15 protein-coding genes are annotated in these 15704 nt (G+C 61.3%); 6 read left to right on the top strand and 9 right to left on the bottom strand.

Going from position 1 to position 15704, the window contains the following annotated elements; translation table 11 throughout:
* Positions 1–57: 57 nt before the first annotated feature.
* From lon to thiL, 3 genes are all read left to right on the top strand, one after another.
* Positions 58–2496 carry an endopeptidase La gene (gene lon / locus KIT79_13670; protein ID MCW5830350.1) on the top strand — a complete coding sequence of 813 codons (2439 nt, stop codon included), beginning with the start codon at positions 58–60 and terminating at the stop codon, positions 2494–2496.
* A 99-nt stretch (positions 2497–2595) separates the two neighbouring features.
* Positions 2596–5691, top strand: a complete 3096-nt coding sequence (locus tag KIT79_13675; protein ID MCW5830351.1) for a response regulator — start codon at positions 2596–2598, stop codon at positions 5689–5691.
* Entirely contained in the window at positions 5692–6717 is a 1026-nt protein-coding gene (gene thiL / locus KIT79_13680) for a thiamine-phosphate kinase (protein MCW5830352.1), read from the top strand.
* A 73-nt stretch (positions 6718–6790) separates the two neighbouring features.
* On the opposite strand, the gene KIT79_13685 is transcribed toward thiL, so the two are convergent.
* The 9 genes from KIT79_13685 to KIT79_13725 all read right to left on the bottom strand — a co-directional run bounded on the left by KIT79_13685 (position 6791) and on the right by KIT79_13725 (position 12960).
* Positions 6791–7693: a hypothetical protein gene (locus tag KIT79_13685; GenBank protein ID MCW5830353.1), complete on the bottom strand. Its 903-nt coding sequence runs from the start codon at positions 7691–7693 to the stop codon at positions 6791–6793.
* A gap of 75 nt (positions 7694–7768) precedes the next feature.
* Positions 7769–8611, bottom strand: a complete 843-nt coding sequence (locus KIT79_13690; GenBank protein ID MCW5830354.1) for an MBL fold metallo-hydrolase — start codon at positions 8609–8611, stop codon at positions 7769–7771.
* Entirely contained in the window at positions 8611–8874 is a 264-nt protein-coding gene (locus KIT79_13695) for a hypothetical protein (GenBank protein ID MCW5830355.1), read from the bottom strand. Before KIT79_13695 ends, KIT79_13690 begins: the two co-directional genes overlap by 1 nt.
* Positions 8875–8896: 22 nt before the next feature.
* A complete protein-coding gene (locus KIT79_13700) occupies positions 8897–9667 on the bottom strand; it encodes an ABC transporter permease (GenBank protein MCW5830356.1) in 771 nt (256 codons plus the stop codon).
* Positions 9664–10881 carry an ABC transporter ATP-binding protein gene (locus tag KIT79_13705; GenBank protein ID MCW5830357.1) on the bottom strand — a complete coding sequence of 406 codons (1218 nt, stop codon included), beginning with the start codon at positions 10879–10881 and terminating at the stop codon, positions 9664–9666. Before KIT79_13705 ends, KIT79_13700 begins: the two co-directional genes overlap by 4 nt.
* A complete protein-coding gene (locus KIT79_13710; protein MCW5830358.1) occupies positions 10878–11813 on the bottom strand; it encodes a class I SAM-dependent methyltransferase in 936 nt (311 codons plus the stop codon). Before KIT79_13710 ends, KIT79_13705 begins: the two co-directional genes overlap by 4 nt.
* Before the next feature lie 66 nt (positions 11814–11879).
* Positions 11880–12263 (bottom strand): response regulator, encoded by a 384-nt coding sequence (locus KIT79_13715; GenBank protein MCW5830359.1) that lies wholly within the window; start codon positions 12261–12263, stop codon positions 11880–11882.
* A gap of 7 nt (positions 12264–12270) precedes the next feature.
* Positions 12271–12492: a hypothetical protein gene (locus KIT79_13720; protein MCW5830360.1), complete on the bottom strand. Its 222-nt coding sequence runs from the start codon at positions 12490–12492 to the stop codon at positions 12271–12273.
* Positions 12493–12678: 186 nt separating this feature from the next.
* Positions 12679–12960, bottom strand: a complete 282-nt coding sequence (locus KIT79_13725; GenBank protein ID MCW5830361.1) for a hypothetical protein — start codon at positions 12958–12960, stop codon at positions 12679–12681.
* Between the two features lie 145 nt (positions 12961–13105).
* Here KIT79_13725 and KIT79_13730 point away from each other — a divergent pair, with 145 nt between their 5' ends.
* From KIT79_13730 to KIT79_13740, 3 genes are read left to right on the top strand one after another with little or no spacing between them, the layout of a single operon-like run.
* A complete protein-coding gene (locus KIT79_13730) occupies positions 13106–14023 on the top strand; it encodes a HAMP domain-containing histidine kinase (GenBank protein ID MCW5830362.1) in 918 nt (305 codons plus the stop codon).
* Positions 14016–14741, top strand: coding sequence for a response regulator transcription factor (locus KIT79_13735; GenBank protein MCW5830363.1), 726 nt, complete (start codon positions 14016–14018; stop codon positions 14739–14741). Before KIT79_13730 ends, KIT79_13735 begins: the two co-directional genes overlap by 8 nt.
* Before the next feature lie 45 nt (positions 14742–14786).
* Positions 14787–15695, top strand: coding sequence for a 2-oxo acid dehydrogenase subunit E2 (locus tag KIT79_13740; GenBank protein ID MCW5830364.1), 909 nt, complete (start codon positions 14787–14789; stop codon positions 15693–15695).
* Positions 15696–15704: the final 9 nt, after the last annotated feature.

Genomic DNA, 15704 nt, shown 5'->3' on the forward strand with positions numbered 1-15704 from the left:
CCGGTCCCACGCCGCACCAGCCTGCCGAAAGGAATCCAAGCGGAGGCCGCCGTCGATATGCAGAAGGAAACCGTCACCACCGTCGCGCTTCCCGTCAGGGACATGGTCGTATTTCCTGAAGCGACGGTATCCCTGTTTGTCTCGTCGCCATGGGCGGTCGATCTTGCGGAGCAGGCGCTGGAGTCCCAGCGGAGCATCTTCGCCGTCTGCCAGAAGAACGCCGAGCGGGAGCATCCGGCCCGTGAAGACGTGTACGACACCGGTACGCTGATACAGATCGTGCGGATCGTCCCGCTGGCCGATAGCCGCGTCAAGCTGCTTGTCCGGGGCTTGGAGCGCGGGCGTATCGAAAAGTGGCATCCCGAGGGCCCGACGGCACGGGTGCGCGTTGCAGTGCTGCATTCCCCGCAACTGACGCAGGCAGCACGTCTCCGGGCCGATGCGCTGGCTCTCGCGGTACGCGAAACACTGGAAAGGATTTCGCAGCTTGGACGGAGCGTAAGCCCGGAGCTGGTATCATCGCTTGAGCATCTCGAAACGCCGGGAGCGCTTGCTGACGCGGTTGCCTCAAACCTTTACCTGCCGGTAGCCGATGCACAAAGGATACTGGAGGCAGCAGACCCGATTGACCGGCTGGAAGCCCTGATGGCCGTGCTGACGCACGAGGCACAGGTGCTCACGATCCGTGCCGAGATACAGAACCGCGCACGCGAGGAGTTTGGGCGCTCCCAGCGGGAGTTTCACCTGCGCGAGCAGCTCCGGGCCATCAGGAGCGAACTGGGCGAACAGGACGCGCGTTCGCCCGATGTGAACGATTACGAAAAAAAGATCACTGAGGCAAAGCTGCCTGCCTATGCCGAGGCTGAGGCACGCAAGCAGCTCAAGCGGCTCGACCAGATGCATTCCGATTCGGCCGAGTCATCCATCATCAAGAACTACCTCGACTGCCTGTGCGAACTGCCATGGGCGAAGGCATCCGCCGACGAGATCGATATCACCAAGGCCCGCACGGTACTGAATGAAGACCATTATGATCTGGAGAAGATCAAGCAGCGGATTGTCGAGCATCTGGGCGTCCTGAAGCTGAAAAAGAGCCTTCGCGGACAGATACTCTGCTTCGTCGGACCGCCGGGAGTCGGGAAAACCTCGCTCGGTAAGTCGATCGCCCGGGCGATGGGCCGAAAGTTCCACCGGATCAGTGTGGGCGGTGTTCGGGACGAGGCTGAAATCCGTGGCCATCGCCGGACTTATGTGGGTGCCATGCCCGGCCGGATAATCCAGGGACTCAAGACAGCCGGGGCCAATAATCCGGTGTTCATGCTCGATGAGATCGATAAGGTGGGCAGTGATTTTCGTGGCGACCCGGCTTCGGCCCTGCTGGAAGTGCTGGACCCGGAGCAGAATGCGGCCTTTACGGACCATTTCCTCGGTATCCCGTTCGACCTGTCGGGCGTTTTTTTCATCGCCACGGCCAACGATACGAGCACGATTCCGTCGGCGCTGCTGGACCGAATGGAGGTGGTTGAGCTGGCGGGGTACTCCGAGGAGGAAAAGCTCCATATCGCACGGCAGTATCTGATTCCCAAGCAGGTCGAGGCGACGGGACTTCCGGCAGGTTCGCTCGAGATTGCCGATGATGCGCTGAGCTTTCTTATCAATGCCTATACGCGGGAATCAGGGCTGAGAAACCTGGACCGGGTGCTGGGGTCGGTTTGCCGCAAGCTCGCGCTGCCGCTGGCCGAGGGTGAGGCGAACCCATCGTTTGCTGTCAGCCGGAAGCGGCTTGAAAAACTGCTTGGGCCACCCAAGTTTGATCCCTATGTCGAGCCACCTGAGGATGAGGTAGGTGTGGTCACAGGGCTTGCCTGGACTCCCCATGGCGGCGAGCCGCTCTATCTGGAAGTGCAGACCCATGCCGGGAAGCGCGGGCTGATACTGTCCGGGCAGCTTGGTGATGTGATGAAGGAGAGTGCGAACACAGCCCTTTCCTATGTGCGCACCAGGGCCGATCTGGGCGCCCCGCAGGGATTTCTCGATACCAATGAGATTCACATCCATGCCCCCGAAGGTGCCATTCCAAAGGATGGGCCCTCGGCGGGCATCGCCATCGCCGTGGCGCTACTGTCGATTCTCACAGGACGCAAGGTGCGGAAAAGTGTTGCCATGACTGGCGAGATCACCCTCAGGGGTAAGGTTCTGCCGGTAGGGGGGCTCAAGGAGAAGTTTCTTGCCGCCCGGCGTATAGGCACTACAACCGTTGTGATCCCCTGGCAGAACCAGAAGGACCTTGTTGACATTCCCCCGAGCCTGCTGAAATCGTTCAGAATCGTCCCGGCCAAGACCATGGACGACGTGATTCCGGTCACGCTGGCCGGCTTGGGTTCAGGCAGCACCGAGCCGGCGGTTTCGCGGCCGCCAGCACGGCGGTCGCCATCACCCAAGGCGCGGCCGGGCACACATGCGGCGGGTCAACGCATCCAGCGTATCCGGCGTTAGTTTTCGGCCCTTTTAAGGGGGCGTGGTCCGTTCTCACGGGTACCTGCCCAGGGAGATTGCAGGCGGTGCCGCATCAGGGACGGTCCGCAGGTTATAGCGATGGCCAAGCAGCACATCCTGATTGTTGATGACGACTCCAAGAGTCTCAGGGTGCTTGAGATATCACTCAAGAAGTCGGGCTTTTCCGTCACGACTGCCAGCAACGGGATCGACGCGCTGGAAAAGGTCGCCGTATCGGTTCCCGAACTGATCATCTCCGACGTCAAGATGCCGAAGATGAACGGTTACCAGTTCTGCCAGCGCATCAAGGACGATCCCAAGCTCGCTACGATTCCGTTCATCTTCCTCACGTCCCAGCGGTCGGTGGAGGACAAGGTTCGGGGGCTCGAGCTTGGCGTGGACGACTACCTGACCAAGCCGATCTATATCCGCGAACTGATCGCACGGGTGCGTCTGCTGCTCCAGAAGAAGGAGAAAGAAACGCTGGAGCGTGTGGACCAGCAGAACATGTTCCAGGGGGCCCTGTCGGACCTTGGCGTTGTGGACCTGCTGCAGACGATCGAAATCGGCCGGAAGACAGGGCTTATCCTGCTCACTTCCGGCGACAAGAGTGGTGTGATGTATGTCCAGAATGGACGGGTGATCGATTCCATTTGCGGTAACCTCCGTGGCGCCCGCGCCGTATACCGGCTGCTCACCTGGAATGACGGTGCGTTCAAGATCGATTTCAAACCGGTGTACCGGCAGGAAACGATCGAGCTGTCCACTCAGGCGCTCATCATGGAGGGCATGCGGCGGCTGGACGAATTCGAGCGTCTGGCCGAGCAGCTTCCGCCACTTGATTCGGTTCTGGTGATTGATCCCCAGGAACTGCTCCAGCAGTACCCGGAGGGGTTCCCGAGCAAGGCGGGCGAAATCATCCAGCTGTTCAACGGCAAGCGGACGATTCTGGAAGTAGCCGACGAATGTGGCCTGGACGACCTGCCAGCGCTCAACATCATGTCGAAGTTTTACTTTCAGGGCCTACTGAAGGAACTTCGCACCGAGAGCGCCAATGTAGTGGTACAGCCCAATGGGGCCATCACGATGCCCGGTCCCAATCCGGCTGCGACCATGAGCAAGGTAGTCCCCGACGAGCCGTCGGCAGGTGAAGCCGGAATAGTGAATGCGGGGCAGGGTGTCGAGATTGATATCGATGACGCCGAACTCGTGCGTCCACCGGATGCGCCGGCGGAGTCGTCAGCCATTCCTAAACAGGCGGAATCACCGCTGTCTGAATCCCGTATGCGTGAGATGCTCGATGAAGTCGCCCAGACCGAATCGGGTGGCGATGATGAGATCGAGTTTAATGCTCCTGAGACGCCTCAGCAGCGGCGGCACCTCCGGGCAGTGCCATCGGCTGCGGTCGCTGAAAAGCATGACGAAGAAACCGACCCCACGATGGCGGCCGGAAAGCGGCCAGCCAATATGGTACCGCCAGCGCCGGTCTCGCGGCCTCCGGCCAGGCCTTCAGTCCCTCCGGCAGCCACTCCACCTGCTCCGCCCGCATCCCTGCCCCCTCAGCCGGAGAAATCCCAACCGCCTGCCGTGGTTTCGCAGGTTTCGGCGCCCACGCCGCCGGTGAGGCAACCGGCCACTGCAAGGCTCGACGAAGTGGAAGCTGAAGAGGTTGATGATAATCTTCCCGTCGGCCAGATCGGCGAATCCGGAAGCCGGCCGGTCATCATTGCGGTGGTGGCAAGTGTCGCGGTCACACTGCTCGTCGTCTTTGGGGCCGGGACATTCATATTCAGCAGCTATCTGAAGCCGCTTCTGGACCGCATGGCGGGTCAAGCCGGGGTCGCGTCTCCATCTGCTGTGGCCGCTTACGATCTTGAATCTCTCGACCGGCTGATTGCGGCCTATGCTCCGGCAGAGCTCCGGAGCGCCATCCAGCAGATTGACCGGACCGGTTCTGGCGGTGAGCCGGAACTTCTGATCCGTCATGCCGTTGCCACGGCCCGGCTGGGTTTCCTCCTGGAAGATATGCGTCTGGTGACGCAGGCAGGGCTGGAGTTCGACCGGCTGCCGGCTGCCATGCGGGAGGCGGCCGCCGGTAAGCTCGTTCAGGCGGAAATCGAGGTTTACCGTGATCGGAACGAACTGGCCCGCCAGTTGGCCGCTGCTGTCCAGGAGATGACACCCCCGCTGGGGCCCATCGAGACCGCACAGGCAGAAACGGTACGTGCCCTTGCCATTATGAAGCTGGGCCAGCCGGAAGTAGCCAGCCAGATGCTGTCCCCGCTGGCCACCCGCTTTCCCGATCTGATCATGCCGCGGTACGTACTTGCCTGGATACTGACCGGGGCAGGTAATGCGGCCGACGCAACTGTTTGGTCTGGCGATCTCGTCCGGAAAAATCCCAACCATTCGGCCGGCCATCTGCTGGCAGCGCGGAACTTCCGCCGTTCACGTGACACCGGAAATGCGCTGGAAGCACTGGCCCGTGCCGAGGTAGCCGATCCGTCGGATCCCCGGCCGGGGCTGGAACGCGCCGATCTGCGTGTAAAGGAAACAGGCGAGCTGACACTGGCTGCCAGCGAAGTGGACAGCCTGCTGGCCCGGGACTCGGTTCGTTCCAACAGCAATTTCCACGCTTGGGCACTGGCGCTCAAGGCGCTCATTCTTGCTGAGAGGGGAAGCAAGGCCGAAGCCCGCGTGGTGTACGAGCAGGCCCGGGCCCTGGACCGTACCCGCCCGGAATTGGACCGGATCCAGAAAGCACTGGCGGAGCCAGCGGCGGCTCCGGCAGTCGCTGGCGTGAGTGCCGCCACCCCCCGGCCACGCCCTGAGCGCGCTGAACCTGACTATGCGGCCGAAGGCCGCGCTGCGCTCCGGCGTGGTCAGCACAAGCGGGCTTCCGACCTGCTGGCAAAAGCGGTCGAGACGAAGCCGGACGATGGCCAGTTGTGGTTCGATCTCGGAATCGCGTCGATCGAGAGTGATAATACAGGTCGTGCACTGAACGCGTTTGCCAACGCCGCTCTGCACGATCCCAACCGGGCTGAAACACATTTTTACCTTGGCCAGCTCTACTCCTCGACCCGCAAGAACAACATGGCTGTCCAGTCGTACGAACGATTTCTCAAGCTTGCTCCGGATCACCCCAAGGCCCCACTGGCCCGGGCCATTCTCCCCAAACTGAAGGCGAAGTAGGTGGGCAGCCTTCCCCATGAATTTGCGCTGATCCGGGCGCTCGGCCGGGTTGCCACCAAGGCAGACGCATCGCTTGTGCTGACAGTGGGGGACGACTGCGCCGCCTGGAAACCGGCGCACGGAAAGCTCCAGATTGCCACGACCGATACGCTTGTGGAGGGGGTCCATTTCCTCCGGTCCGATGCCGAACCCCGGCTGATCGGCCGCAAGGCGATGGGTGCGAACCTGTCGGATATAGCCGCCATGGGCGGGACCCCGCGTTATGCGCTCGTGGCCCTTTCCATCCCGATGAAGGGCTGGAGCGGCAGGGATGTGCTCGGCATCTATGAGGGGCTTCTCGCGGCGGGTTCCCCCCAAGGTGTCAGGATAGCGGGCGGGAATATCACCCGCTCCTCTGGAAAGCTCGAAATCACCATTACTCTCACTGGGGAAGTGAAGCCGGGCGCGATGCTGAAACGATCTGGCGCCAGGGTCGGGGATTCCATCTACGTCACCGGAGTGCCGGGCCGGGCCGCCATGTGGCTCGACCTGAAGCGCCGGAAAGCCGGGTCACGGGCCGTGCGCGAACTGTTCCGGTTGGCCCACTACCAGCCCGAGCCACCCCTGGAGTTCGCCCGGCGCCTGTCGGGGGAGGCGGGGGGAAAGAAGGCTGCCACGGCTGCCGTGGATATATCCGACGGCCTGCTGGCCGATCTCGGTCACCTGATTGAGTTGTCCGGTGTTCCAGGTGCGATCATGGAGGCGGATAAACTGCCGTCGTCTGTCGCCCACCTTCTTTACCGGCAAGCGGCAGGGCCGTCAGGTACCAGCCGGCTTCTCCGTATCGCGCTCACCGGGGGCGAGGACTACGAACTCCTTTTCACCGCCCCGCCGTCAAATGACAGCCGGGTCCGCGCACTCGCTGCCGAAACAGGCGTCCGGGTGAGCCGTATCGGGAGGATCACTCATTCGAGTGGCATCCGGGTGGTTGACGGGAAGGGGCGAAAGCTCCCTGTTGGGGGCCACGGCGGCTGGCGGCATTTCTAGGAGTTCCAGTCATAGCAAAGTGAAAGGGCCGCCTGAGTCAGGCGGCCCCGAAGGTCAACCAGAACAGGAGCGGTCAATAGTCCCAGTTATAGCAGTACGAAGTTTCGGCGTTTAAAAAACCATCATAGTCGGCGTTTGAGAAGCCGGTGTTAAACACGTACAAATAGCTCATTTCGGACGCGTAGTTCACGTCAACCTCAAGGACGTCAAGCTCGAACTCCACATCTGTATCACCGAACAGGGTTCCTGTCAGCTTTGCATCATCACTGCAGTTGTTCGGCGTAAAGAGCGGACAAGCGGCGGCTGAGAGGTCCGTGTCCAGAATCCCGAAAAACTCCGAACTCAGAAACACCCCGTGGAGTTCGTTGTCCCTGGAAATGAGCGCCACGCGTCCGTGGTGGCTCTCTTCGGTTTTGTAGAGACTGAAATACCCGCGGGCAATGGCCGTATCGGCATCACTGGTTTCGAGGCCTGCGGCATGGGCCAGCAGGCCGCTTTCGGCTCCGGAGGAGCCTTTCCCCAGAAGCACACCTGTTCCGCTGATTGTGCCAGTGATGCTCAGCTCCAGATCATGATCGAGAATTTCGGCCTCGAAGTCGGTGCCCACAGCCGTGCCTTCCACCTCATACTCATCGCCATAGCCGTCATCTTCACCCGGCAGGGAGGACAGGGGAACACCGTAATAATCGGTAAAGGTCCCGGTGATGGTGCCGTCCTCATCCACGGTCAGTTGTAGGAGGCCAAAGGTCTCCATTGCGACGTCATAGTGAAAACCGCTGCAATCCACATAGTTGTCTTCATACCCGGCGGCGAACCCCGCCACATAGTCACCGGGAAGGAATGTTGCTCCGGGAGCCGCACCGTTGCTGCCGCAGGCTGCGGCTGATAGGGCCAATGCAAGGCCGGTGACGGCACTCAAAAAGATATTGCGCATGGAATCTCCTGTTTCGGCCTGAAAGGCACCGTGTTTGCCCATTTACTATGCGAACGAGGGACAGGGGTCAAGGTGGATGCTCGGACTACCACCCTGCAATCCGGAAGATGTGACGGTTCAGCCTTCAGCCATCCGTCGCAAATCGAGCGGCTCGAAAAAGTCCGGCCGGTAAGCCCGGAGCAGGGGAGCTTCCTCGCGGGCCAGCTGCACAAACTTCCGGAACGATGCGCCGGGAAGTTCCTTTACACCTGTCTCGTAGGGCAGGAAGAAGTTGTCATAATGGATGGGCATGAGGGCTTTCGGTTGGCATAGCTTCAGGATTCGGGGCAGGAACTGGTGTGTGCTCTGGTGTCCGGCGACACAGGGGCAGAGAATATCCGACCGGGCGTCGGAAAGTGCCTCGTCCTCCAGGTCGGCCGAACCGAGCACCAGCGTGCTCACACCCCCGGCCTCGATTCGGTAGATAAACACCGGGCCCACCCGGTAGTCCCATGCCCGTTTGGGGGTAATCGGATGATCGACTTCTCCTTCCAGCGGAACGCGCCCGAACAGGAACCGCGAGTGCCGTGACCGGTAGACCTTCACGCGGAACGGCCCGAACTCGAGGAGTTCGCCCCCTCTGACAATGACCAGCCGGTCCTCTGGAACACCTCGCCCCCGGCACAGGTTGTAGGTCGTGGAGGAGCCGACGATGGTAGCGCCCGTGAGCCTCTCGACCACGGGCGCATCAAGCAGATGATCGAAGTGGCTATGGGTGATGAGCACGGCGTCGGCGGCCAGGGGCAGGTGGCGGCGGATGATTTCATCACGGCTCGCCGCCCGGCCGGTCACGAATTCGGCCAGCGTGAGCCGGGTATAGTAGGGGTCCACCAGCAGCACATGGCCGTCCATCTGGAACTGGAGCCCGGCCGTACCGAGCCAGGTGAGGGTGGGACCGGTGTTATCGGGAGTTTCCGGCATCAAGGATTGCCCAGGCTTTCGAGAAAGTTCTTGACGAGTCCGCGCCAGCGGTGTGTGTAGCCACCGGGTGTACCTCCGGCGAACGCCTGCATGGAGAGATCCTTGACGATACTGTTCACCATCTCCGCTGCTTCCGGAGGGATCGTGTCCAGATAGGTATCCATGGAGACACCGCGCACGAAAGCATCCAGTGCGTTTTTGACAGCGGCGAAGCCGTCATCGGTGAGTTCGATCATCCGGCTCTGGTAACGGAGGGTGGGCATGACGGGAAGGGATACCTTGTATTCAGACCCGGTCAACCAGCACCGGGTAGCGGTGGCTGTACCAGAATACCCCTGCCGCCAGCAGGGCGAGGTTCAGGAGCAGGGCCACACCCCATACTTCCGGCGGCCCCACGCGCCCTTCGATCACCACGAGACGTCCCAGCACCGCCCACTGCGCCAGCGGGTTGAACCCAAGGGAGGCGGTGCCGAGAAAGCCGGGGAGTTTTTCCTGGGGATAGAAAACAGGCGAGAGAAACAGCCATCCCTGCAATGCCCAGTGCAGGAGCGGCTGGAGTTCGCGCCGCTCGATGAAAAAGGCGGCTGCCAGTAGCGACAGGCCGGTCAGGCCGGCGATCTGTATGCCGATCACCGCGGGGACCAGCAGCATGGTGGGATGTCCGCGACCCACGACGGTGAGAATCAGGATGCCCGCAGTCGTGGCGATCCCTTGGGTGATGAGGGCAGGCCCGCAGGGGACCAGCGGAACCAGATACTTGTTGACCGGGTAGCAGCGGATGAGCTGGGCGCGCTCGAACATGGAAACGCTCGCCCGGACGAGCGACTCCTGCAGCGCCAGGAAGGGTAGCAGGCCCAGGAACAGGGCCGACACGTAGCCAGTCAGTCCGCCGCCACCGAACCGGACATCCAGAACCCCGAAAAAGACCACGGTCATGAACAACAGGTAAAACATCGGCTGGAACAGCACCCAGAACTTGGCGGCGAAGCTTCCGCCATAGCGGATCTTGAGGTCCGTGATGACCAGGTTGCGGTAAATCCGCCAGATACCCTTCATGGCTGGGGCTCTCCGGGCTGGCTCCCGCCCCGCTGAAACGGGTTCCAGATGACCGGGAGCGTGACGACGCCGGAGCGATGGGCCCGGTCGCCCTTGCTGTTGTTCACGGCAAATACCCGCCGGTTCTGCATGGGATCGTGGTAGCCAACCAGCAGCCCTTCAGGAATGACAGCAACATTCAGACCAAAATTACCGGTAACGAGCGGCAGGCTGTCTATGCAGCCTTCCACATGCATTGTCCGGCCCGCCGCTCCACGTACGGGATAGGCGAACTGGCTGATCATGATACCGTCTTCCCGGTGCACGTAAAAAAAGAGGTCGTAATCAGCCACGGTCCCGTCGGCGACCGAGTCCAGTTCGAAGCCGAACCAGCCTCCGGTCTGGAACTGGCGTGCCTGTACCCTGTCGCGTCCGAACAGGCGGAAATTCCGGATTTGTACCGGGATATGTTGTGGCTGATAGTTCACCCACTGGCCCGAAAGTCCCCATATGCCCATGGCGACCTGCCGCCGGTCGCCGGCCGAACGCTGGTAGGTATCGATTACTTCGCCGCTGGGTCCATCCGCCATGAGGCGCCCGGATTCCAGCCACAGGGTCCGGCGGCACATGTGTTCCACGCGGTATAGGTCATGGGAGGCGAAGATGACCGATGTGCCACGATCAAGGATCGAGGCGATCTTGCGGTTGCACTTGATCTGGAACTCCTCATCGCCCACGAGCAGCACTTCGTCCAGCAGGAGGATGTCACCCGTCTCAACCGTGGCGGCGGCGAACCCCAGGCGCAGGATCATTCCCTGTGAATAGGTGGCGAGTGGTTTTCCCAGCCGGTCGCCAAGACCGCTGAAACTGGCCGCCTCGTTCCATGCAATCTCCATGCGATCTTCGGGGATGCCGCGAAGCAGGAGTGCAAGACGGAGGTTCTCGGCGCCCGACAGAACGGCCGAGAAAGGGGCCGTGAGCTCAAGGACACTTGATACCCGGCCGCTCAGGGCAATTGTGCCGCGTGTGGGAGTAAGAACTCCGGCAGCGAGCCGGAGCAGGGTGGTTTTCCCGGCCCCATTGGGGCCGACGAGACCGACCGATTCGCCCGGCTGGATCGTGAAATTCACGTCTGCCAGGGCCCAGATGCCGCCCGCCGGGTTATTGGTAGCGGCGGGCGGAACTCCCCGCCCGAACCATTTGGAAAGCCCCGAGGCTTTTAAACCGCCGGTCATCGGGATTCCGTCCTGTCCGGAACGCCGTCCGGCCCCGGTGTATCGCCGGGACGGCGGCGGAAACCTTCGGGGAGCAACCACTCGGGCACGGCGAGGTCGAGGCGAGAGGCTCCCCGCGCCATCTGGTGAAGAAGCCGGTAGAGAACCGATTGGCGCAGGTCCCTCAGGCCGGCCTTGAGCCCGGTTACCTCCTGCGTGAGCTGGTGGATCACCTGCCGGTATCCGCTGGTACTTTCTACCTCAAAACGGGACAAGGGCCCCAGTGCACTGGTGTTCTGGATGCCGGCACCGAGTTTCCGCATGGAGGCGACCGCCGTCCAGCCACGATGCTCAAGGTCCGGAAGCCGGACAGACATTTCCTCGTGTCCGACGGGCAGCACGGTTGCTCCAGCATAGGTGACGAGCCGGAACAGCCGGACGTGGGGAAAGTGCTGGCGAAGGAGACCCATGAAACGGCCCTGGCTGAACTTCACGCGATGATGGGGGTTTGAACCGGTCAGGAGTTCGTCATTGGGCACACTAATAATGACATGCCCGTCTGGCCTGACCACACGGCGGAACTCGGCCACGGCGGCGCCGGGCTCTTCCAGATGCTCGATCACTTCCATGGCGCAGACAAGATCAAAGGACCGGTCGGCATAAGGGAGCGTTTCTGCCATACCCTGCTGGAGATGAACGTTCTCGCCCAGCCGCTCGCGTGCGGCGGTAATGGCCTCTGGTGACCGGTCGAGCCCGAATAGTTCGGTGGCACCAGTGTCCCGCGCCAGACCGAGGAAAATCCCCTCACCACAGCCCACATCCAGAACCCGGCGGCTAGGCGCGAGCTGGGCGGCGAAGCGGTAGCGGGCCTCGTGCTCGAGCGAAAGCTGGGTAAGCCGGGAATAGCCAGCCCGGGTGAGCCGCTCGGGGATGTTCAAGGGGTCAGGGTTCATCGTGGAGCCCAGTATACCGGATTCAGGCAAAAGACACGCCGGCGCGAATCACGGACAAAAGAAGTGCTATGCCCCGTTCATCCCGATTCCAAGCAAACCGGCGCAGGTGCGTGAAATCTCGGTGACGTTGGACGGCTTGCGCAAAAACTGGTTTGCGCCTTCGCGGACGGCGACGATGCGGAGGTCAATGGCCGAATAGAAAAGTACCGGCATCTCCTTCCCAGCGGGGCTGTTCCGGAGCCGTTTGAGCGTTTCGAGACCGTCAATGTTCGGCATCAGATGATCCAGAACCATCAGGTCAAACTGTTCCTTTTCGAGCAGTTCCAGTGCATCCAGTCCTGACGGCACTGTCGTAACGGAGACGTCCAGCATCCGCTCCAGCGTTGTCTTGAGGAGCTTCGAGAGATTGGGGTCGTCATCGCAGACGAGAACGCGCTTGGCTACGGTCACTGGTATCTCAGATACGCCGCCGGATTTCGTCGGCGAACTCGGGCCGCTTGAGCCGGGCAGAGGCGAGGAAATGGGACAAACCGAGCCGGAAATCGTTTTCCTGTCCGGTTTCCCGGTAACGCCGGTCCAGCACGTCAAGCCGGACTGACCAGTCTTCGGCCGTCCAGGACAGCTCGTGTGCCTGGATCAGGGCCTGAATAACCGGAGGGTTCTTGCGCGGTGATGGCATAGGCGAATCCCGGGTGCTTGACGGCCTTGAGCCGTTAAATCCGGGCCTTGTTTAGCCCCCCTCACTCGGTAGGGCAAGGCCACCGGAAGATAGGATTGTCCTGGCCGAATCTGGAGTGAGGCTGGCCTCTTTAGGCTTGGGGTACGGCCCAGACGCAGACTGACTTCTGGTGGACTTGAGGCTGCACTATTTCATCAGCCGGTGACCCAGCTCATTTTCATCAAGGAACGAGAGAAAGTAGATTTGCCCGCGTTCCCGGCCGCTCAGGATGAACGCCGGGTCATGTTCTCCACGGAGCTCCATGACGGCACCGGCTTCCAGGCGGAAGCGGGTACCAGCCGGGAGGGTATCGCCGGGTTTCAGGGGGAAACGATCCTGTTTGCGGGCTGTCAGCCGTGCGGCCTCTCCCTGAAGCCGTATGACGGCGACTTCACCTCTGATTCGAATAGACTCGAACGGTACGGCCATAATACCGTTAGCCTGTCATGGGGCGTTTCGGCCAGCAAGCCGGACGTCCAGACGTGCCGGAGGTAGCAGTCTGATCCCTCGCACCAAACAGCGGGCAAGTGTCGCACGGACGGTCACGTTCGGCGTACTGCTGACCATCGCGGCCGTGACGCTCACTGTGGGCTGGAATATCCTGATGGTGCGGGACTATCTGCACCTGCGCCAGCTTAAGGAGCGGATCGGAGCCTCGCACTGGGTGGTGCTGGGGTTCGGGTCGCTTTTTTTCGCCCTTATCATCACCGGACTCATCCTGTTCATCATCCGGCTGGTCCGGCAGATACGGCTGAACGAGCAGCAACAGTCGTTCATCGATTCGATCACCCATGAGCTGAAGACACCCCTGGCGTCGCTGTCGCTCTATCTCGAAACGCTGCAGAGCCGTGACGTGGACCCGCCAATACGAAACGAGTTCTACGGGACCATGCGCAAGGAACTCGACCGGCTGAACCGGGTTATCGACGAGGTACTCCAAGTCCAGACGATTGATGCATTTGACTACCGGGACCGGTTCCAGACGGTGGGACTGGGGCAGTTGCTTGATGAATGCGTACGGGATGCCAGGGAGCGGTACGGTTTGGCTGCGGAGCAGTGTGACTGGAGCCGGACCGGAGACGCGGCCGTATGGGGTGACATGGAACTGCTCCGGGTGCTGTTCCGCAACCTGCTGGATAACGCAGTCAAGTATAGCGGCGACCGGATCCGTATCCGGATCGCGATGGATTGCACGGTTCCCGGACAGGCGGTTGTCACGGTATCCGACGAAGGTGTCGGGATATCGACTTCCGCGCTGGGCTATGTGTTTGACCGGTTTTATCGCGCCCCGGACGATCAGGTGAAACGACGGTCTGGTTCTGGTCTTGGCCTGTATCTCGCCGCCCGGTCCGTTGGCCTGCACAAGGGAAAGATCGAGGCACTGTCAGAAGGCGAGGGTAAGGGGACGACGTTCCGGGTCATTCTGCCTGTGATGGACGAGGCCGCGCTCGCCGCCGTTTCCGGTGTGCAGATGGAGCAGACCCATGCCTAAGCTGCTGCTGGTGGAGGACGATACGGCACTCGCGCGGGGACTCCAGTTCAACTTGGACCAGGAGGGTTTCGAAGTAACGGTCGTGGATGACGGCCGGGTGGCGAGTGACCGCGTGCAGAAGGAAAAATTCGATCTCGTCGTGCTCGATGGCATGCTGCCGGGAATGGACGGTACCGAAGTGGTACGCAGCATGCGCAAGGCCGATAACTATACGCCGGTGCTGATGCTCACGGCCCGTTCCCTGCCGGATGACCATATGCGAGGCCTCGAAGCCGGAGCGGATGACTATCTTACCAAACCGTTCGATTTCCGGGTACTGCTGGCACATATCAACGGGTTGCTTCGCCGGGAGCAGTGGCTGAAAGGGAATGGTTCGACCGGTACAGGAGGCCCGGTCCGGATGGGGGTAGCCACGGTGGATTTCGCCCGGCACGAACTGGTCCGGGAGGGAGAGCATCATACGCTGACCATGAAGGAAGCGATGCTGCTGAAGCTGTTTGCCACCAACCCCGGCAGGCTGGTCCCCCGCGCCGAATTGCTGGAAAAGGTATGGGATCTGCGGCCGGACACCAATACCCGAACGGCGGACGCTTTCATCGTCCGGCTCCGGCGGTTTATCGAGAAAGACCCGGTGGAACCCCAGTATCTTGTTACGGTGCGGGGCCTTGGGTACCGGTACGATCCGGAAGGTTCCGGCGAACCTCCCGCTTCCATGTGATAGAGTCGCTGCCTCAAATGCATCAAGGAAAGGCGGACCTCAGGCATGGCCCAGCGCCCGACACCCGTTCCCTCTGAAAAACTGTCGCTGTGGAGGCGCATCGCACTCCATGTCTGGGGCGAGCCCACGTCGCCCACGATCTGCGCGACCCGTGACTACGATGTCGAGAACGCCATTCGGTTTCTGGACTGGTACAACAGCGCCCATGAAACGCACGTCACGATGACTGCGCTGCTTATCAAGGCAGCGGCGCTCAGTATCCAGAAATACCCGGAACTGAACCGGCGGATTGTGGCTGGACGTCTTTACGACCTTCCCACGATCGATATCGCCGCGCCGGTGAACCTGGGAGGCCAGGGCGAGACGGCGATGATCCTGATCCGGGACGCGGACAAAAAAACGCTCGATGAAATCGCCACTGACCTGAAAGGACGGGTCAGGGCGACAAAGGAGACCAGTTCGAAGCTGGAAAACCAGAACGAGATCGGAAAAATTATCGATGCCGTTCCTCCGTTCATATTGGGAGCGGTCGTTCGGGTGGCGAAGTTTGCCGTGACAAATTTCAATATCGCCGAGCTGGTTCCGAACATGGATATGAGCCCCGGCAGTTTTTCAGTCAGCTCACTCGGCATGAATGAGGCAGCGACGTTCACGGGTCTCGCCCTCATGCCGCCTGCCGGCATGGGTGTGGTGGGATCAATGATCGTGGGGCGGGTCGAGCCTAAGCCAGTCGCCGAAAATGGAAAGGTGGTGATCCGGCACCGGTTGCCGCTCATGGCATTTTTTGATCACCGCGCTGTGGATGGCTGGAAGATCACCCGTTACGGGCAGTTCTGGCAGGATTTCCTGAAAAATCCCGGCGCCTTCCTCGATATCGAGTGGGACATGAACGGACCATCCCGGTCAAAAGGACCGAAGACAGCGAAGCCAAGACGCGGCATGAAGAACAAATAGGCGGGCCTC

This window comes from Deltaproteobacteria bacterium (assembly GCA_026129095.1).
Taxonomy (GTDB): domain Bacteria; phylum JAGRBM01; class JAGRBM01; order JAGRBM01; family JAHCIT01; genus JAHCIT01.